Annotated in this window: 22 protein-coding genes and 1 pseudogene; 12 read left to right on the top strand and 11 right to left on the bottom strand. The window is 61.4% G+C overall.

The window, feature by feature from the left end; translation table 11 throughout:
- Positions 1-86 precede the first annotated feature (86 nt).
- Both BM430_RS29195 and BM430_RS29200 read left to right on the top strand, forming a co-directional pair.
- Entirely contained in the window at positions 87-494 is a 408-nt protein-coding gene (locus tag BM430_RS29195; RefSeq protein ID WP_093570730.1) for a Ros/MucR family transcriptional regulator, read from the top strand.
- 146 nt (positions 495-640) lie between these two features.
- Complete coding sequence (locus BM430_RS29200) at positions 641-1,042, top strand: helix-turn-helix domain-containing protein (RefSeq protein ID WP_093570731.1); 402 nt, start codon at positions 641-643, stop codon at positions 1,040-1,042.
- 26 nt (positions 1,043-1,068) lie between these two features.
- Here the strand turns inward: BM430_RS29200 and BM430_RS29205 are convergent, their stop codons facing one another.
- From BM430_RS29205 to BM430_RS29215, 3 genes and pseudogenes are all read right to left on the bottom strand, one after another.
- Positions 1,069-1,302 (bottom strand): hypothetical protein, encoded by a 234-nt coding sequence (locus BM430_RS29205; protein ID WP_093570732.1) that lies wholly within the window; start codon positions 1,300-1,302, stop codon positions 1,069-1,071.
- Positions 1,303-1,561: 259 nt separating this feature from the next.
- Positions 1,562-2,017, bottom strand: a pseudogene (locus tag BM430_RS29210) (carboxymuconolactone decarboxylase family protein).
- A gap of 193 nt (positions 2,018-2,210) precedes the next feature.
- Entirely contained in the window at positions 2,211-2,621 is a 411-nt protein-coding gene (locus tag BM430_RS29215) for an NUDIX hydrolase (protein ID WP_093570761.1), read from the bottom strand.
- Between the two features lie 797 nt (positions 2,622-3,418).
- Here BM430_RS29215 and BM430_RS29220 point away from each other — a divergent pair.
- The 6 genes from BM430_RS29220 to BM430_RS29245 all read left to right on the top strand — a co-directional run bounded on the left by BM430_RS29220 (position 3,419) and on the right by BM430_RS29245 (position 5,637).
- Positions 3,419-3,673 carry a hypothetical protein gene (locus tag BM430_RS29220; protein ID WP_093570733.1) on the top strand — a complete coding sequence of 85 codons (255 nt, stop codon included), beginning with the start codon at positions 3,419-3,421 and terminating at the stop codon, positions 3,671-3,673.
- 73 nt (positions 3,674-3,746) lie between these two features.
- Entirely contained in the window at positions 3,747-4,169 is a 423-nt protein-coding gene (locus BM430_RS29225) for a DUF5681 domain-containing protein (protein ID WP_093570762.1), read from the top strand.
- Entirely contained in the window at positions 4,166-4,633 is a 468-nt protein-coding gene (locus tag BM430_RS34910) for a hypothetical protein (RefSeq protein WP_177303202.1), read from the top strand. The genes BM430_RS29225 and BM430_RS34910 overlap by 4 nt, the downstream gene beginning before the upstream one ends.
- Entirely contained in the window at positions 4,630-4,872 is a 243-nt protein-coding gene (locus tag BM430_RS29235) for a hypothetical protein (RefSeq protein ID WP_093570735.1), read from the top strand. Before BM430_RS34910 ends, BM430_RS29235 begins: the two co-directional genes overlap by 4 nt.
- A gap of 17 nt (positions 4,873-4,889) precedes the next feature.
- On the top strand, positions 4,890-5,324 hold the full coding sequence (locus BM430_RS29240; RefSeq protein WP_093570736.1) for a hypothetical protein: 435 nt from the start codon (positions 4,890-4,892) through the stop codon (positions 5,322-5,324).
- Positions 5,325-5,427: 103 nt separating this feature from the next.
- On the top strand, positions 5,428-5,637 hold the full coding sequence (locus tag BM430_RS29245) for a hypothetical protein (protein WP_093570737.1): 210 nt from the start codon (positions 5,428-5,430) through the stop codon (positions 5,635-5,637).
- Positions 5,638-6,373: 736 nt separating this feature from the next.
- Here BM430_RS29245 and BM430_RS29250 read toward each other — a convergent pair.
- Positions 6,374-6,928: a PAS domain-containing protein gene (locus tag BM430_RS29250; RefSeq protein ID WP_093570738.1), complete on the bottom strand. Its 555-nt coding sequence runs from the start codon at positions 6,926-6,928 to the stop codon at positions 6,374-6,376.
- A gap of 36 nt (positions 6,929-6,964) precedes the next feature.
- Positions 6,965-7,567: a PAS domain-containing protein gene (locus tag BM430_RS29255; RefSeq protein WP_177303203.1), complete on the bottom strand. Its 603-nt coding sequence runs from the start codon at positions 7,565-7,567 to the stop codon at positions 6,965-6,967.
- A 220-nt stretch (positions 7,568-7,787) separates the two neighbouring features.
- Here BM430_RS29255 and BM430_RS34295 point away from each other — a divergent pair, with 220 nt between their 5' ends.
- Positions 7,788-8,093 (top strand): hypothetical protein, encoded by a 306-nt coding sequence (locus BM430_RS34295; RefSeq protein WP_143132155.1) that lies wholly within the window; start codon positions 7,788-7,790, stop codon positions 8,091-8,093.
- Between the two features lie 112 nt (positions 8,094-8,205).
- Here the strand turns inward: BM430_RS34295 and BM430_RS29260 are convergent, their stop codons facing one another.
- Positions 8,206-8,406 (bottom strand): hypothetical protein, encoded by a 201-nt coding sequence (locus BM430_RS29260; RefSeq protein ID WP_093570740.1) that lies wholly within the window; start codon positions 8,404-8,406, stop codon positions 8,206-8,208.
- 1,489 nt (positions 8,407-9,895) lie between these two features.
- On the opposite strand from BM430_RS29260, the gene BM430_RS29270 reads away from it, so the two are divergent.
- Entirely contained in the window at positions 9,896-10,405 is a 510-nt protein-coding gene (locus tag BM430_RS29270) for a Ros/MucR family transcriptional regulator (protein WP_093570742.1), read from the top strand.
- Between the two features lie 370 nt (positions 10,406-10,775).
- On the opposite strand, the gene BM430_RS34300 is transcribed toward BM430_RS29270, so the two are convergent.
- Positions 10,776-11,054, bottom strand: coding sequence for a hypothetical protein (locus BM430_RS34300; protein WP_143132156.1), 279 nt, complete (start codon positions 11,052-11,054; stop codon positions 10,776-10,778).
- Between the two features lie 449 nt (positions 11,055-11,503).
- Positions 11,504-12,148 carry an SOS response-associated peptidase gene (locus BM430_RS29275; RefSeq protein ID WP_093570743.1) on the bottom strand — a complete coding sequence of 215 codons (645 nt, stop codon included), beginning with the start codon at positions 12,146-12,148 and terminating at the stop codon, positions 11,504-11,506.
- A gap of 952 nt (positions 12,149-13,100) precedes the next feature.
- Here BM430_RS29275 and BM430_RS34305 point away from each other — a divergent pair.
- Positions 13,101-13,529: a hypothetical protein gene (locus BM430_RS34305; RefSeq protein ID WP_143132157.1), complete on the top strand. Its 429-nt coding sequence runs from the start codon at positions 13,101-13,103 to the stop codon at positions 13,527-13,529.
- A 233-nt stretch (positions 13,530-13,762) separates the two neighbouring features.
- On the opposite strand, the gene BM430_RS29285 is transcribed toward BM430_RS34305, so the two are convergent.
- From BM430_RS29285 to BM430_RS29295, 3 genes are all read right to left on the bottom strand, one after another.
- Positions 13,763-13,981: a hypothetical protein gene (locus tag BM430_RS29285; RefSeq protein WP_093570744.1), complete on the bottom strand. Its 219-nt coding sequence runs from the start codon at positions 13,979-13,981 to the stop codon at positions 13,763-13,765.
- A gap of 82 nt (positions 13,982-14,063) precedes the next feature.
- Positions 14,064-15,362 carry a Y-family DNA polymerase gene (locus BM430_RS29290; RefSeq protein WP_093570745.1) on the bottom strand — a complete coding sequence of 433 codons (1,299 nt, stop codon included), beginning with the start codon at positions 15,360-15,362 and terminating at the stop codon, positions 14,064-14,066.
- Complete coding sequence (locus BM430_RS29295; RefSeq protein WP_093570746.1) at positions 15,359-15,829, bottom strand: LexA family protein; 471 nt, start codon at positions 15,827-15,829, stop codon at positions 15,359-15,361. The genes BM430_RS29290 and BM430_RS29295 overlap by 4 nt, the downstream gene beginning before the upstream one ends.
- A 170-nt stretch (positions 15,830-15,999) precedes the next feature.
- Between BM430_RS29295 and BM430_RS29300 the strand changes: the two genes are divergently transcribed.
- Positions 16,000-16,434 carry a hypothetical protein gene (locus BM430_RS29300; RefSeq protein ID WP_093570747.1) on the top strand — a complete coding sequence of 145 codons (435 nt, stop codon included), beginning with the start codon at positions 16,000-16,002 and terminating at the stop codon, positions 16,432-16,434.
- Positions 16,435-16,932: the final 498 nt, after the last annotated feature.

Here is a 16,932-nt window from a genome sequence, read left to right on the forward strand (position 1 = left end):
TTTAAATCCTACCATTTGAAATTATTCGTGATACAGCGCATTATGGGAACGATTTCACAATCGAAGTCATATGACTGGACCCAAATATGACCACCGTCGAGTTTTCTGAGAACAATCTGGTTAGCCTAGCCGCCGACATCGTGTCCGCCTACGTGACGAGGAACAGCGTGCCGGTCGGCGACCTGCCGGCGCTGATTGCCGCGACGCACACAGCATTGACCAAGCTCGGCGGGCCGGCTGAGTCCGCGAAGGAAGAGCGGCCAGCCCCGCTTATGCCGATCAAGAAGACGGTAACCCCAGACTACATCATCAGCCTTGAGGACGGTCGTCAGTACCGGACCTTGAAGCGCCACTTGGCCGGGCGCGGCCTCACCCCTGAGCAGTACCGCCAGAAATGGGGCCTGCCGCACGACTACCCGATGGTCGCAGCCAACTATGCCGCCCAACGCTCCGAACTCGCTAAGAGCATCGGGCTTGGCCGGAAGGCCGCCTAAAGGCGGGGTAGTTACTCAGGCTCAGGCGGCGCCGACTATGTGCCGCCTGAACTGAGAGGAGCACCGCCGTGCCTCGCCCTCCTGGTCGCCCACCCCAGACCCCGCTGCAGCCGGTCGATACCCGACAGCAGGCCGTTGACGCCGCCGTGGCCCGCGTCGTCGAGAACATTACCGCGAACTTGAAGGCGATGATCCCCGAGCACGCGATCCGGCGGCTGATCGAGCTTGAGGTTCGCGCTGCGGTGCAGGCCTTACCGCCGGTCATGGTCGAGCGGGCAGCAGCGCCCCAGGTGCCACAGGCGGCGCCGCAGCCGCAGACAAGGCCGCGAACTGAGCCGGGACCGGCTCTGGCGCCTGAGCGGCTGACCTACCGGGTGGAGGAGGTCGCCGAGATCATGGGCGTCACTGACTCGACGGTGTGGAAGTGGCTCAGAGAGAGCGGCTTGCCGTCCCGGAGGATCAACCGCGTTCGCCTCATCCGCCGCGTCGATCTGGAAGCGTTCATCGACGCCATGCCGGCGTCGCGGGGAGGCCCGAAGGACGAGTGATGCGAACTCGCGCTGAGCTTCGGTAGCTAGCTGGGCAATCCACCTTGCGCTGTGGCGATCTCAATCGCCTCCTGCACGTTCGGCCCTATCGGGTGGTGATGCCGGTCGAGAAAGGCTTTGGCAGCCGCAAGCCGATCGAGCGCCGGGCTGGGCGTCCGATACTGCTCAGCCATAAGGTCGGAGGTCACTGCGAAGGCGAGTTCCTCGGCCAGCGCAGCGACGAGCGGCAAGGCGTCGGCGAGAGAGTTGGAGGCGATCATCCTGCATGTTGCGCCTCCGCCTCCATTAAATCGAGTCCAAGCCATTCTTATGCGCGACTCAGATGCTTCTCCACCTGCACCGGATCGCGCTGCGGATGCGCCAGAAATCCGCAGCGGAGGCGCTGGAGGCGTTTTCTGAGGCTTTCCGGTCGGGGCCCTGCCTGAACCCAGAAACGCCGTCAGAGACGCTCTGAGGGCAATTACGGCCGAGCCGGGCGAGGAAGGTGGTGCTCACAAGGTGACGATGCGAAGAAGCGGATCAGGCCGTTGCCTTGACCGGCAGCCGAAAGGGCGCTCCGAGCCGATTGAACGCGTTCATCGCCGCGATGATGATCGTGAGGTCCACGAGATCCTTCGGCGTGAAGGCCGCGCTCGCGGCCGCATAGGCTTCATCGGAAGCGTGCGTCTCGCTGACCAGCGTGACTTCCTCCGCCCACGCGAGCGCAGCGCGGTATTGGTCAGGGAACAGATGGGGGACCTCGGCTCAGACCGGAACCAAGGCGACCTTCTCGAACGGCATCGTTTTAAGAAGATCCCGGGTGTGCAAGTCGATACAGTGCGCGCAGCCGTTGATCTGCGACACCCGTAGAAAGACGAGGTGAATTAGTTCATGGGGCAGATTGGTGCCCGTAGTGATGTAGTGGTGGATGCCGAAAAGCGCCTTGGCACCCTGCGGCGCTACCTCGTTCCAAATCAGCCGCTTGTTCTCGCTCATGACGGATCCTGATGCTCGGAACGTCGAATTCTGACGTTCGAAGCTATGACGAGCTGACCTGCATGGTTGTGACATGCCACGCAGCATTTCTGCCCGATGCCGCCGAGATGACATTCATCTGACGGTGCGCAGATCGCACAGGCTGTGCATCGTTGTTGGCACTCGCAGTGCCCGTCGGTTCGCAACCGCCAATCTACTCTTCCAAGCTCGTCGAGCGGGCAAGGTCGAGGATCAACGCGGCTAGTTCCGGTTCCTCAACCAGCATGGCGGCAACCTCGGGGCTCACCCATTGCACGTCACGCTGGCCTTGCTCGCGCCAGTTGGGCAGGTGATCCGTGACGGCCAGCACGTAGACCGCTACCTGACAAGGGACGACGCCTCCGCCGGCCAGCCGCTTGCCATAGGAATAGTGACCGACCGGCGTCTTGCTGATCTGACCAGTGACGCCGGCCTCCTCCTGGGCCTCGATGGCCGCGGCCCGATAAGGCTTGCGCCCCTTCATCGGCCAGCCCTTTGGCGGGATCCAGCGCCGTGTCTCACGTGTGGTAACCAGCAGAACCTCAAGGCCGCCATCCGCGGCCTGACGCACTGGCAGAGCCGCCACCTGCAGCGCGTTTTTCTCTGCCACCTTCTTCAGAGAAGCGGCCCTTTTCGGCTTCTCTGAGAGTGAGGGCGATTTGCGCTTCGGCACGGCGGCTCAGAACCTCACATGGGCAAACATCTAGGCTTTCCGACTTTGCGAGCTTCGACGCGAACGCAAGCGGCACCTTTTGGTCTGACGGAATGGGTTCATGAAAACAAGCCGGCTAACCATCGACGCTTCAGCCGCCCGGATCATTTCTTCCAGGTCGCGCCCGGCCTTCGCGATCATCCGCCGGAGCGCGATCGCCAGCGCCGTGCACCGTCCAATCTTCCAGTTCGCCCGTGCAGCCCCTTAGCGGCTCACGCCCCCAGGAGAGCGGTATTGCTGGCGAGCAGCGAAACGGCATCGGCAGGGATTGTCGATGCAAGCGTTATGATCAATCCTGCCTAGAGTCTGCTCCAGCTGAGATGCGGCCAAGCCCGAGGAAGGGCAGGTGCTCTCAACAGCAGGAGCACCGCCCACCGCTCCACCGACCTGTTCGAGCGGAGAAACAGGTCCCGCCACGACAGAACCCGTATGGCTCCACACGGTCAGTGGAGCGCCGGCAGCGAGCACCCTAATGACATTCAGCATCGCACCAACCCTTTGCGACCTTCGATAATCGTCGAGGTTGGGGCGTGTACGCCGACACAATCGCGGCTGTGTTGCATTTCGTGTTGCGTGGTAAGGTCTTCGTGCGGTTGCGCACATAGGCTCAGGCAAGCTGATGCGGTGTGTGATTGGCATCTCGTCTGTGACAGTGCAGTAGGAACCTCACCATGAGCGCCATCCATCGCCGCCTCGAAAAGCTGGAGGCCACTGCCGCGCTTCATTCTCAGCCACATCGGGTGGCCCGCCGCTTCATCATCCAAGGACCGCATGGCATGTCTCACGGCGACGCCGTAGCCTTCCTGCGCGAGCAAGGACACCAGATCCGATACCAAGATCTCAACATCATCCGGTGCGTTATAGGTGCAGAGGACGGCCGGCCCGTGGATCTTCCTCTTGAGGATCTGACGCCCTACCAGTCATAATGATCGGAACCTGATAGACTCTGCACACGAGTGTCGGAGCACCTGTTACGATCCTGTAGTTTCAGAGGTTGTGGTGGCGAAGCCAGGGACGTTCAGCAAAGGCCAGAGCGGCAATCCGAAAGGAAGGCCGAAGGGCGCTCGCCACAAGACGACGGTGGCGATGGAAGCTTTATTGGCGAGCGAGGCTGAGGGGCTGACCCGTCGCGCCATAGAACTCGCGCAGGACGGCGACACGGTTGCGCTTCGCCTCTGCCTCGATCGCCTGATGCCCGTCCGAAAAGACCGGCCGGTGCCGTTCACCCTGCCCCCGATCGAAACGGCAGCGGACCTTCCGAAGGCCACCTCGGCGCTGCTGGCAGCTGTGGCCGCTGGCGAGCTCACCCCATCCGAGGCCGCCGAACTCGGCAAGCTGGTCGATGCCCACGTGAAGGCGGTAGAGGCGGCGGATCTCGCCGTTCGGATTGCTGCCCTCGAACAGCAGGGAGCCGCCCGATGACCGCACGTTTGACCGACCGCCTCGAACGGCTGGAGCGCAGCCGCCTTCGTGAAGGAGGATCTGCTTCGGTTCCGCGCGAGGTGACGGGCGCCTGGCTACGGGCGGTCGCAGTAGCTCTGGGCGGATATCCTCGCCCCCGAGTTGCCGAAGCGCCGTACTCCTCGGATAGCCTTAGCGACGGCTTCGCCAGGGGCCTCGGCTTTGCCGATCGCGCCGAGATGGTGAGCGGTATGGAGGCGGATCCCGATCGCTGGTGTACTCGCGTGGAGCAAGCCAGCGAAGCCCTGTGCGAGAGGTACAGGGCCGAGGGAAGCCCGCCCTCGGGCGATCAATCGTTCCGCGTGCTGTGCTCCGCACTGAACGAGGTTGCTGTGGCGAAGGCAGGCAGATCCGAATGGTCGGACGATGACACGTGCTTGGTGCAGGCGCTGTCCTACTATGGCGTCGAGGAGCAGGCTCGATGACCAGCCCGTCCCTGATCCGCCGACTGGGGCAGCTTGAAGCCGGTCGCCCTTCCTCCGCCCTGGTGCTGTCGCCGGCCGAACGGGAGAAGGCTGCCGAGCGATACGCTGCCTCGCTCGATGAGCCCGAGGAGGTGAGCGAGGCACAGCGGGCGTACTTCGCGAGCCGCACCCTTCACCAGATCGCGGCTGACTACGACCAGATCCTGCGCGGCGGCCCAGCGCCGTGGGCAGGCCGTTAAGAGCCGGAGACCCCCAGATGCATCACAGGCTGAAGGACCGGCTGATCCGCCTCGAGACGTCCCGCTCTCTGATGTTGAGCGGGGAACGCCCATTCATGGGTGGCACCAACCTCATGGTGCTGCTGGTCGCAGGCCACCTCGGCGGCATGACGGCTCATGAGGCTGTCGGTGAGGCCTACGGGCGGGCATTAGGCTACGCGGGCGGCTTCGAACTGAGATCAGTCCTCAGCCTCGAGCACGGCAGCCCAGCCGGCGAGGGACGTGACCGCCGGCACGCCGAAGCCGTGGCTCGCCTTCTCACCCTGAAGGGCGTCAGCGCCGAGGAGGGTGGTGGACCCGTGTGCGACGCGCTCCGAGCGCTGTACGACGATCTGCCCGAGCACGTCCGCCAGCATCCATTCGGTCGAGAAGTTGGGACCAGCCTCAACGAGGTGATGGACATGTTTCTTTGAAGCGAGCGGGCGCGACGCTCAGGGTGCGATCGACGCAGTAGGAACCCGGCGCGATCAGATAGCTTGCCGTCCAAGCCGGCGTTTCACCGGCAGGAGGCATGCCATGTCGAGCGACACCGAGAAGCATCAGCAACTCCTCAGTGCTCTCCGAGCCGCACAGGGCAAGGGTGACGGCTCGTTCGAGGAGGCGGTTACGCGCGCCTTCGAGCATGTCTTCGAGCACCTAGACCGACTCCACTCCCATGTGTCGCAAGGCGGTCCTGACGGCGAGGATCGCCACCTGAAACCCGGGGAGTCGCCCACGCTGCGATAGGTGCAACGTGAAGGCGATCCACAACGCCTTCGCGTCGTGGTGAGACGCACGGCCTTGCGTCGTCACCAACCACCTCCGGTGCAGGGTCAATCGTATGCGACCGCTCCTCGCATGGTTAAGAATGGCTTTACGAACTCGACCTCTGGTTGCATGCTGGTGTGGGGCAAATCAGCTGAGAGCCGTCATGGCGACGATCCGTGTTCTGGACCCGGTGACCGGCCAGGTTGTGACGATCGAAGTGCCAGATGCTCACCCGTAGCGCTTTAAGCAGCGACGGTCCGACGTCTGAGGGGGGGCTGATAGCCGAACCGCCGCCGCATCCCCGGAAACAAAAGGCCGCCCTTGCGAGCGGCTGGAGTCCAGGGAGGAAACGCCCGTGAAGGGCGTGATCCTTTTATGCCCGGCCGAGCAGCGGCGGTGTGCGCGATCGCACCGTGCTAGGCAGCTACCCCCAGCACGTCTCCTACCTTACCAGCTTTAGCCAGCATCCTCGGGCATTCGAACAATTATTTGTTCATAAATACAACCCCAAATTGCATTTAGAGGGGGTCGATAAATGTTTTTCGTGTTGGTGGCAGCGGTGGCGGGCACCTGCGTCGGTGCCTCATGGACGTTATACGCTGGGCCGGCGTGGATGATGGCAGCGGCTCTCGTCGGAGCTCTCTTCAGCGCTCTGTACGCCTACCTCATCATCGCCTTCGTTGACGACGGCTACGATGGGAAGTGATCGGCGTCCTCAGTGGAACCGATCACTTGGGTCGGATGAGGTGCTGTGTCGTGCGAGCAGCACCCCCGCCATCGTCAGGGCATGCCTCAGCACGGGCAGCATCTCCTTGGCGCCGTCCTGCTCGATGAGGCCATGTGCCATCAGCAGGTAGTCGGCGACGGCCTCCAACGGCGTGCCAGGCGGTGTCGTTGCGTTCGATGGCGGCGGGATAAAATGTGCCATCGTGCCGTAGGCGGTCATCGGCTCGGAGCCGCTGGGGCTGATCTCCGTGAGCGATCCGAGATAGCCGAGGAAGGTGCGATCGGGCGGACCATAGGAGGGAACGGCTCCGATCATCACCCAAGCATAGCTTCCATCAGCCCGGCGGAGGCGAAGGCGCAGACTGTACTCGCTCTGCTGATTTCTGACACGCCGCAGGAAGGTAACCGCGGGTTCGTAGTCGTCTGGGTGCACGCACCGGAACCAGCCGTGCTCGGCAGCTTCAGAGGGGGGTTGCCCGGTGAAGGTGGACCACTCCGGGCTGACATACGTTATGGCGCCGCTCGCGTTTGCGACGAAGATCATTCGTGCTGGCCCCCCTGCCTGCGAGCAGGGGCCGGGTCAGCTGAGACGTCGGCGCCGTGCTCCCTGCACCAACTTGCTCAACTCCCGGGCGAGTTCCAGGAGCAGCATGTCGGTGAGTTTCAGCAGGAACGGCTGCTTTACCTCTGCCAGCGTGTCGCGCAGGGCCATGCACTGATCGGCCGCGCGCTCCAGCGGGTGGTCGTCCTGGTTCAACGGCTCCACCACGAAGCGGGAGCTGTCCTCCTTGCGGTCGGTGATGTCGACGATGATGCCATGGCTGCGTAGCGGCCGACCTGCAACATCATGATAGAAGCGCCCCCGAGCCAGTACCCAGCGTACTTCACCTTCTTGCGGGCATGTCCGGTATTCGGCGACGAGCACGCCTGACGACTCGGCTGTCCGGTGAATGTATGCGGAGACCCACTGCCTATCATCGGGATGGATGCCAGCTACGAAACGTTCGATGGGGATGCCGGTACTGGCTTGGCGGAGACCCACCCCAAACAGGCGGGCCACGACGTCATCAGCGTAAATGCAGTTGCTCGCGATGTCCCAGTCCCAGCTACCCACCGCATCGGGGATGGCGAGCACGTCGATTGAGGGGGCATCCAGATGAAGGGTGTGGTGTGCGCCTCTCACGCGCGCCTCCGTCAGTAGTCCAAGCTGCCTACCACAAATTGCATAGCTATTAGCAAATGCTAGTCTCTGCGTGTGAAATTTCACACGCCTGCCTGAATGCGGCCTAAGATGTGCTTTATGAGATTGAAAGCTGGCCTTAGAGATTTCACATAGTCTGCGAGCAGCGAGCCCATCGCGGCCAGTGCTAAATCGTTATAATTAAAATATTTTGGAGGCGAAGATGGGTGACGAGGTACGGAACGGATACAAACAACCCAAATATGATTCGATCAAAAATGCCGATGTGAATTCTAGAGTTGGTGATATTGGATTACGTCGCGTACGACAGATAGAAGAAGCACTTGGCGTTAGCATTAGTCCAATTACTAGTGAGATCTTAGATTACAATAATTCAGATAATAAAAAATCACATGATCAGACAATTCAGCTAATTCGAGCATTTGATCTTATTTCTGATAATAATGTTCGCAATGATATAATTGAAATAGTTATTGCCGCAGCGCAGCATGAAAACCAGTCCGATTGATCGATGGCAAACAATTGATTGGCACTGTTGCTCAAATCACAACAGCGTTTAGCGTGGCTCCAGCCTGTGACTTCATCCTCCGTTGGTGCCGGAGCGCTGTGGCGAGTTTGCATCAACCCTCTCGCCAATCCCACGCCAACCTAAAAAGCCGCAGCTGAATGACCTTTTGAGCCTCGAAGGCCAGCGACGCCGCGGGGATGAGCCACCATGTCCAACTGATCATCTGCGACGGTTGCGTTTCGGACGCTTCGTGCGTGGCGTCCGTAGACACGTAATCCATCAACATGTCTTCGATATCGGCGGGTCCAATCATGATTGCTCCTCAGCGGTCATGCTGCACCGCACAATTCAACAGATGGCCGTATGCCTACGTTCCATGCGGCTGGTGCATTGGTGCATGACTGATCGCCTTTCTGGAATGGAACTGCTCGACCTGCGACCCTGCCTTCCGGCAGAGCTTGCGACGGTCTCGCGTCTCTGCCGGTTATAGACCCATGCCGCGCCGCAGCCGTTCGAGGGCAGCTTCCAATCCTTCTGACGCTCGTCGAGATGTCGACCGATCCACCTCGCCCATAATCACCCCCCTTTCCGGGGAAGCTTGCTTTTGGGCGAGTTGGGGTGCGGGCATGGCCCTGGGGGCGGTGACGTTGGAGGCTGGCGCCCGCTGCGGCTCGGGGCGCGGGATTGGGCGCCTTGCTGGCGCAGGGGCTCCACGAGCCGCCTGAGCGCGGGCATTCGCGGCCGTGAAGGCCACGGCGTACTCCTCGGCGAACCGGAACAGCAGCGGCCTCCTGTGCAGGCCCTCAGCCGTCCGCTGGTAGCGCTTGCCCGGGTCGGGCTCGTACCGGGCAACGAAGCCAATTTCCTCGAGCACGGCGAGCGCCCCACGCACCCGGGCCTCGGTCAGCCCTAGATCCTCCCGGCCGGCGATGGCCCTCCTATCGACCGGAAAACTGTAGAGGAGCCGCCTGGGGGTACTCCAGAACCGGCCGAGCCACGTCGCCAGGGCGAGGCAGGCAGCCGCGTTCTTCCGGCCGCGTAGGGCCGTCTCAAGCCTGTCCGCGACAGAGCGCGGCAAGCGGTAGGCACACGTCATCGTTCGGCCCTTTCGGGCCGCGGCAGATCGATCGGAGGCGCCGGCAAGCGCTCCGTTCCTCAGGCAAGCCGCTACCGTTGTCGGAATTGGCGTTCCGACTTGACTCCCGGGAGAGCCTCTGGCGATATCGGGGAGCGAATGATTTCCCGGTATCGCTGCTTCGGCAGCAGCACGGCCCTCCGTTTGGCGACGGGGGGCTGTTTGCGTTTCAGGGTCTCACTGCGGCGGCGGTGTTCTCCTCAGCGACACACAGGATGCGAGTCGCCCAAGCTGGCATTCGGCACGAACGGCAACGGTTCGTCAAACTTTGGCGGATTGGCGTCCTCAGAGCTGGCGGGATAGACGGCCCGATGGCTGTTCACCCGCTTCGCGGTGAGCCAAGCGAGGCCGCGGTTGAGGGACATCCCAGAGGGAAAGCGTCGCTTCACTGGCGCACCGCTAAGCCGCGCGAGGCGCTACCGCCCTTCGTGAGACCTGAGCCCGCTCCTCGACGACCGCGTCGAAGGTGAGCGAACCCACAGCAGCTTGAACTGTTCGAATACCGTTCTGCCTGACACATGTGCCAGCGAAAGCCGAACAGCGTCGGCTGGCTCGAAATCCACTCTGCACGAAATACGAGATGCGGCATCATAATCTGACTTGACTTATCCAACCAGTCGCTCGCTATCTTGAATTTGCAAAACAACAGATAGTTTGGGCCTCAATCATGGACGACGTCACACAACACGACGCTGATTTTATCGGTCTCGCCGCCGACATCGTTGGCGCCTACGTCTCGAACAACAACGTCCGTGCTGCGGACCTTCCCGACCTCATTGCATCAGTGCACGCCTCGCTGACTGGCCTCAGCCAGCCGGCAGCTGCGCCGGAAGAGGATCACAAGGTTACCCCGGCGCAGATCCGCAAGTCGGTCACGCCCGACGCGATCACAAGCTTTCTCGACGGGAAGCCGTACAAGTCGCTGAAGCGTCACCTCAACTCGCAGGGTTACACGCCGGACGAGTACCGCAAGAAATTTGGTCTGCCATTCGACTACCCAATGGTTGCGGCGACGTATGCGGCCCAGCGCTCCGAGCTCGCCAAGAGCCTCGGCCTCGGCCAACTCCGGCGCGATCGGGCAGCTGCGCGGAAGGCGGACAACGAAGTGCAAGGGGGCGAACCTGCTGCACCGGCGCGTCGCGGCCGGCCGAAGAAGGTTGAAGCCGCGGCGGAGTGAAGTGAGCCTGCTCAACCCATGGCGGCAGGGAACTGGGCGTACCCTGCCGCTCCGAACCGTGAGCCTGATTGTAGCAGGCCTCGTGATCGCGCTCGTGGGGATCTTCTTCGCCCTTGAGGACGTGATCCCTAACCCATTCCAGTAGGCTTTCTCGCCGCGCCGCAACCCAACAGATGTCTGTGCCGCCGCCAAGCTTCGCTGCTAAGTACAGGTGCCTTGCTGTTCCGATCACCCTTCAGCGAGGTCGGCGGGCCGGGTCTCTTCGGAGGGAACGCCCCGGCCCGCCGCTCAGGCTTTGCTGTCGCTCCCTAATACGCGCTCAGTCGGGCCGGTAGATAAAACAGCGTACAGCGCTGGCGTTAATTCGTGCTCAGTCACCGCGCTGTGTAATATCTTCCATGATAGCCTGCCGATGGACGCGCCAGTGATCCAAGCACTCAAACATTAATTGAGCTAATTTTTCAAGGAATTTGGTATCTTTTTCATCGGCCTTTTTCTGCTCAATTTTATCTAGGAGGCAGCTGATACGCTGCTCGCATTCTGCGATCTGCTGATCAGCACACGCGAGATGTAGATGCTTCAAATTACGCAACAGGCAGAAACCGGCTGGATCTTGGCAAGCACCCGGCTTACCTGAGCCGCTGACCACGAACCGCCGCGAGCCGTGGGCACGCCACGCACGTTGAGTGCTGCGGCAATGGCTGACAATGTCGTCGCGCCATCCGCCCGCACGCTTGCGAATGTCGGGGCGAGTTCTACCGCACGCATCCTGGCATTGTCCTGCCTCGTGCGGAGGCTAGCCTGCCGACCTTTGGTGGAAAATCTATCGACTTTTGTGCTCAATTTTTCGACATCCGTCATATACAAGGTATGATATGAGAAAATAGCTGCCTTGTCATTAGGGATAAATTCCTATATTAAAATCAGGTTTTTTGAAGCTGCGAGCAACCCATCGAACATGTATGATTTTTAACTATTTAATTGCCTGCAACCATCATATGGATGCTGCGTCTCACTTTGCTCCCCCGTTCGGTGAGGCCAGCGGGTTGAGCCTCGCCCCCGTAGAGGTTCAGCCCGCTATTACCGATCGACCGACACTCAGAACCCATCCTGACGCGTGCCGCGCGCTACCTCGGTCATCATTTCGTTTGGGAGAGGGCGCTGCAGCTGCAACGCCTCTTCTGCCGGCGCCTCGAGCCAGGTGCGCCACTCCTCCGCAGTAGTGAGCAGCACCGGCATCGCCTTCGGGTGTACCGGCCCAACCACGCTGTTCGCCTCGGTCGTCAGGAACGAGAACAGCCGGTGCTCCTCCTCAGCGGGCTCGTCCCGCTTCGGCCCACGCACGCCCGTCCAGGGTCGCCAGATCCCTGCGAAGGCGAACAGCGGCCGGCTCTCGTCGAGGGCGAACCATACCGGCGTCTTGCGGGGATTGGTGTCAGCGTACTCGCTGAACGAGGTGACCGGCACCAGGCAGCGGAACGCAGGCTTGAGCCAGGGCCGCCAGTAGGGCGAGGCGACGTTGCGCACGTTGGTGACCGGCTGCATGCCGGCTTTCGGTGGTGGCGGGAAGCCCCAGCGCATCATCGTCAGCACCCGCTCGCCCTCGGCGGCGTGGACGATTGGGGCCATCTGGTCGGGGAAGATCCCGGGCAGCGGCGGCAGGTTGCCGGTCTCGTCGCGGTCGATCGCGAAGGTGCGCCGGATCTCGTCCTGGGAGCGAGCCGAGCTGTAGAGGTTGCACATGGCCGCGATCGTAGCCGACCGGGCCCTGCCGGTCTCTTGATGCGACGCAATCTCGATCGCGCTTCGAGCCGCCGCTTTCAACCCTAAACCACCGTACCAACCATGTCAGACGTACAGCTAAGGGTGCAGAATTAAGGGCGGGGAGGCAAGAATTAAGACGCTGAGCGCAACGATCAGCTCAGGTCCTTCGTCTATATCATGCTCAGAGCAGCTTACGCTGCCTTCCTGAATGAAATATGATCGCGCTGATGATCTTCGACGCACCCGACAGCCCACTCAAGAGCCTCTTCAGGGGCCGCGAAAGTCAACGATGCACCTGCGTATTGGCATGGGCCAAAGGCTGCCTCTAAGCACCAGCGTCCCCAGAGCGTATCGTCAAGTTCGTCGTCGCGCTCAACGCGGACCACGACAGCAAGCAGCTTGTCGTCTACGAATAAGAGGTAACCTTGCTCGTCCTGGCTGGCGGTATTCACTAGCAGGGGCTCGCATCGAAAAGTGCGTGTGGTCATCGACCTACCTACGTTTCATCAGAAGGGCACCGTCATATTGTGGACGTTCGATCGGTGGATTAACAAATGAAACACAACTAGCCAAAGGTACGAACTCGCTGACCTCCCGTCGGCGCGTGCAAGGTGATGCTAAGCAGGGGTGCCAAAATGAAGCCTGGCCGCATCATGGATGGCTAGAATTCCTGTTAAACCACAACAGGTAAGGCTCCGCGGTAGAATAGTATTTAGCTTATCAGTATGATGTACATCGAAATCGCGCACAATATAATTGAAATTCGGAAACTCGCGCCATCATTATATGCTATTTTGTTGTTTGTGGGTGATTGTAGCTGCCCTCTAATGCCTAGTTTATGATAAAAATCAACACGCAATCAGGAACAATCGAAATTGCAGGATGTTACTTCAGATATTTTGATACCTAAGCTGGAGGACAGCCTATGGGCATGATAATTTTCCTGCTCCTCGCTTGCGGATTTCCAGGGCTCATATTTTTATATATACGCCAGCGCGTTCCTGACACCGCATGGTCGAGACATGCGGTGGCCTCTCGAATGCATACAGCACCGCCCAAGCCCTTTCAGCGTTATCCAGGCTATCTTGGTGGTCTAAGAGCTGAAGGCTCTGACAGTCAGAAATCAGATAAAATCCTGTCCGCGCATGGTGCAGGTATCGAGCACGGTTTTACTAGCAATACCACACGAAGTGATGACAAAGAGCAGAGATCGGAAGACACAAATCACATCGGCGGCGCCCTCGTTCGAGAGCAAGGCAAAACGCCGCCCGCAACCGACTCAACAGGTATTGGACCGCCTCCGGCAGGTTCTAAGATCAGCCCGGATGGGAAAGTTACCTCTGTGGATAGCCAGGAATGACGCACCCACTGACACGGCGAAAAATTGACTGCTCAACAGCAGAACGCCCGCCAAGGCCATACCCTCTGGCGGGCGCTCGCGTCCCTGAAGAATGCGAAATCGCTCCTTTCGCTGGAGCCCAATACAATTCGGCTATAACCGTTCCGCCTTGGTGTGGTGGCATGTCGATGGGCTTTCTAGAAGCCCAAGGTCAAATCCCAATCAGCTTGACCATGGAGGTAATGCTTTTGTCACTAAGCAGGACCCTCCCTTTCGAGCAATTCAAGACGAGCAAGATGTTCTTCATGCTGGCGCTGAACGTCCTCGAAGAGGATCAGGAGCGCCTTTGCCTCTTGGGTCGGCAAATCCCGCTGTCGCAAGCGAGCGATGAGGGCGCGCTGCTTCGCGATGAGCCGCGCGCCGACTTCGACGTGCCGCCGTACCATCCCGAGTTCAGCTTCGCCTTCGCGCATCGCCAAATCATAGCAGGGGTCACCCGACCCGGGGCGTCTGCTTCCCACCCATGGAGCGGTTGTGCCACTGTTTTGGACGGACTTACAGAGCCACTGCACTGACCATCGGCACCTCGTTCAACCGCGTCGTGAACCGCGGCGAGCGCATCTCGAATTTGGTCGACCAAGTGCGCTTCTCGAGCAGCCCAGCCCGCGCCGGCACCACGGCGCCGCGCCCGAAGCGGCTGTTGCAGGCGTCCATCGCCGCCATCAGCGCGCCGGACTTCTCCCGGTCGTGCGCACCGAACAGCGGGCGCGGCGCCTCGTCGAGCGGCACGAGGTCGGTAGTGACCAGCCCCGCCTTGCTGTAGCGCCAGGGCGTCGGCCCCTGCTCCCGCCAGGTCATCGCTACGCCGCGGATCGCCGCGTCGATCAGGTGCCGGGTATCGTTTGTTGCCTCCGGCAGGTGCACCACCTTCGAGACCGAGCGCATCGGGTCGCCGCGGTCGTGCTCGCTGGTGTGGTAGAAGACGGTCACCGCCGAAACCGCCAACCCGTCCCGCCGCAGCTTCTCGCCGAGCCGCGTGGCGTGCGCCGCCACCGCCTGCTCCAGTACTCTCCGCTCGGTAATCCTGCTGGAGAATGAGCGGGTGACGGCGCAGCCCTTGCGCCGAGCCGGCACGATCTCGAGCGGCAGGCAGGCGCGGCCGCGCAGTTCGTGGATGATCCGCTCGCCCACCACCGTCAGTGACTGGCGGGCCGGCCGGGGATCGAGGTCGCGCAGGTCCGCCACCGTATCGACGCCCATGGCCTCCAGGCGGGCCAGCGAGGCGCGCCCGATGCCCCAGACCTCGCCGACTGAGATCCCAACCATCCAGGCCGCGCGCTCAGCCTCATCGGACAGGTCGCAGACGCCCCCGAGCTCCGGCACGGTCTTGGCGATGTGGTTGGCGAGCTTGGCGAGCGTCTTCGTCGGCCCGATCCCGATGCAGGTGGGTAGGCCGGTCCACTGCCGGACGGTCGAGCGGAGATCCCGGGCGAGCGCCACCCGGTCGCGCTCGCGCACGTCGGAGAGGTCGAGGAAGCTCTCGTCGATGGAGTAGATCTCCACGTCCGGCGCGAACTGCCGGTAGACCGTGTTCGCCCTCGCGCTCATGTCGCCGTAGAGAGCATAGTTCGAGGAGAACACGCGCACTTTCTGCCGGCGGCACAGGTCGCGGATCTTGAAGTAGGGCTCGCCCATCCGGATCCCGAGCGCCTTGGCCTCGGCCGTGCGGGCGATAGCACAGCCGTCGTTGTTCGAGAGCACGATCACCGGCACGCCGGTCAGCTTCGGATCGAACACGCGCTCGCAGGAGCAGTAGAAGGAGTTGCCGTCGATCAGCGCGATAGCGCGGCTCATCGCACGAGGCTCGCGCGGGCCTTCACGTGGTGCCAGCGCACCGAGAACAGCAGCACGCCCCAAAGCAGGCCTTCCTCTAGATCCTCCAGGGTGAAGTCCTGATCCATCTCCGGGTTGTCGAACGTGAGGGCCAGCCGGTTGCCGGTCATGATCAGGCGCTTGAGGCTCATCTCGCCGTTGACCACCGCGACCACGACCGCGCCCGAGACGGGCGAAAGCGAGCGGTCGACCACCGCCAGGTCCTCGTCGTGGATGCCGGCGCCCTTCATGCACCAGCCGCGGACACGCCAGATGAATGTCGCGGGCGGGTTCGGCACGAGCCAGCGCGGAAGCTCCAGCGCCCCCTCGATGAAGTCCTCGGCCGGGCTCGGGAAGCCGGCGCACAGCGTCGGGAGCATGAACGGAACTCGCACGAGCCCGCCCGCATCCGCCACCTGCTCGCCGACCCGATAGAGACCCACGCGCATCCTCCGTCTCGGAACAAAAAGAGAACAAGCAGGCCATGGGTTCCGGTCAAGGCCACGCTTCCGGCTTACGCCACTGCGCCAGCCCGGATCGGTGATCTGATAGGTCGAGCTTAACCACGGGAGCGGCTAGGCTGGTCCCAACAGCAGCCTGCCGACTCGGAGGAGCAGGGATGCCGATCCGGCCGGAGCACCGCTTCTTCTACCCCATCGACTGGCCCCAGCTCTCCGACGCGATCCGCTTCCGCCGGGCGCGGGGCCGGTGCGAGGCATGCGCCCGCCCGCACCTGCAGCGGGTCTTCCACCTCGGCGATGGTCGCTGGTGGGATGCCGACATTGCAAGCTGGCGCGACGGTCAGGGCCGCCGGCTCCGGCAGCGGCTACGCGACGAGGACCTGCTCGCCCGGATCCGCGTCACGAAGGTGGTGCTGGCCGCCGCCCACCGTGACCACGACACCGCCAACAACGAGGACGCCAACCTGGCGGCTTTCTGCCAGCGCTGCCACATGCTGCACGACCGCGATGAGCATCAGCGCCGCCGCTGGCGCACCGTGTTCCGTCGTAAGGCCATGGGCGACTTGTTCCAGGGGCCGTATCCGGTTGCCTGAAGCTGACGCCACCACAGAGCGGCAGGCGGCAGGTAGATCGCCGGACCGAGATCAATTCAAGCTCCGGCTTAATGCGGATCCGCGATCCCGGACGGGCGGCCCCTCCTCGGCTCTGCTATGGCCCACAACGAGAGGACTGTTTCCAGACGGCTGAGGTGTGGTCATGAAACCCTGCGCTATATAGACTGCGATAACACGTAGCATAATCAGTATTTCGCTCGCATGTAACTGTATTAACAAAAACAGCAATAACGGACACCCGTAATATATAATATTTTTTATATTTATTATTGAGCAGCTAATTATAGTAATATCGTATTGATGTTGATTTGTGTTACTCTATGGAATTGGTATATGAACAGTTAGGTAATATAAATAATCATTGCATAAGCAATCAATCTGAAAAATTTAATAGAAAATTATAGTAACTGACACAAAATGCCGACAATCGGCAGTCGTCCCCCCCAGTGAGCCCCGAACGGCTGGCAGCGTCTCGCG

It is taken from the genome of Methylobacterium sp. 174MFSha1.1 (genome assembly GCF_900116815.1).
Classification (GTDB): Bacteria; Pseudomonadota; Alphaproteobacteria; order Rhizobiales; family Beijerinckiaceae; genus Methylobacterium.

What these genes read in the sequence shown, in the direction of transcription:
- BM430_RS29195 (WP_093570730.1), top strand. Translation starts at nt 87, where the DNA reads ATGACCACCGTCGAGTTTTCTGAGAACAATCTGGTTAGCCTAGCCGCC.
- BM430_RS29205 (WP_093570732.1), bottom strand. Translation starts at nt 1,302, where the DNA reads ATGATCGCCTCCAACTCTCTCGCCGACGCCTTGCCGCTCGTCGCTGCG.
- BM430_RS29220 (WP_093570733.1), top strand. Translation starts at nt 3,419, where the DNA reads ATGAGCGCCATCCATCGCCGCCTCGAAAAGCTGGAGGCCACTGCCGCG.
- BM430_RS34910 (WP_177303202.1), top strand. Translation starts at nt 4,166, where the DNA reads ATGACCGCACGTTTGACCGACCGCCTCGAACGGCTGGAGCGCAGCCGC.
- BM430_RS29235 (WP_093570735.1), top strand. Translation starts at nt 4,630, where the DNA reads ATGACCAGCCCGTCCCTGATCCGCCGACTGGGGCAGCTTGAAGCCGGT.
- BM430_RS29240 (WP_093570736.1), top strand. Translation starts at nt 4,890, where the DNA reads ATGCATCACAGGCTGAAGGACCGGCTGATCCGCCTCGAGACGTCCCGC.
- BM430_RS29245 (WP_093570737.1), top strand. Translation starts at nt 5,428, where the DNA reads ATGTCGAGCGACACCGAGAAGCATCAGCAACTCCTCAGTGCTCTCCGA.
- BM430_RS29250 (WP_093570738.1), bottom strand. Translation starts at nt 6,928, where the DNA reads ATGATCTTCGTCGCAAACGCGAGCGGCGCCATAACGTATGTCAGCCCG.
- BM430_RS34295 (WP_143132155.1), top strand. Translation starts at nt 7,788, where the DNA reads ATGGGTGACGAGGTACGGAACGGATACAAACAACCCAAATATGATTCG.
- BM430_RS29260 (WP_093570740.1), bottom strand. Translation starts at nt 8,406, where the DNA reads ATGATTGGACCCGCCGATATCGAAGACATGTTGATGGATTACGTGTCT.
- BM430_RS29270 (WP_093570742.1), top strand. Translation starts at nt 9,896, where the DNA reads ATGGACGACGTCACACAACACGACGCTGATTTTATCGGTCTCGCCGCC.
- BM430_RS29275 (WP_093570743.1), bottom strand. Translation starts at nt 12,148, where the DNA reads ATGTGCAACCTCTACAGCTCGGCTCGCTCCCAGGACGAGATCCGGCGC.
- BM430_RS34305 (WP_143132157.1), top strand. Translation starts at nt 13,101, where the DNA reads ATGATAATTTTCCTGCTCCTCGCTTGCGGATTTCCAGGGCTCATATTT.
- BM430_RS29285 (WP_093570744.1), bottom strand. Translation starts at nt 13,981, where the DNA reads ATGCGCGAAGGCGAAGCTGAACTCGGGATGGTACGGCGGCACGTCGAA.
- BM430_RS29290 (WP_093570745.1), bottom strand. Translation starts at nt 15,362, where the DNA reads ATGAGCCGCGCTATCGCGCTGATCGACGGCAACTCCTTCTACTGCTCC.
- BM430_RS29295 (WP_093570746.1), bottom strand. Translation starts at nt 15,829, where the DNA reads ATGCGCGTGGGTCTCTATCGGGTCGGCGAGCAGGTGGCGGATGCGGGC.
- BM430_RS29300 (WP_093570747.1), top strand. Translation starts at nt 16,000, where the DNA reads ATGCCGATCCGGCCGGAGCACCGCTTCTTCTACCCCATCGACTGGCCC.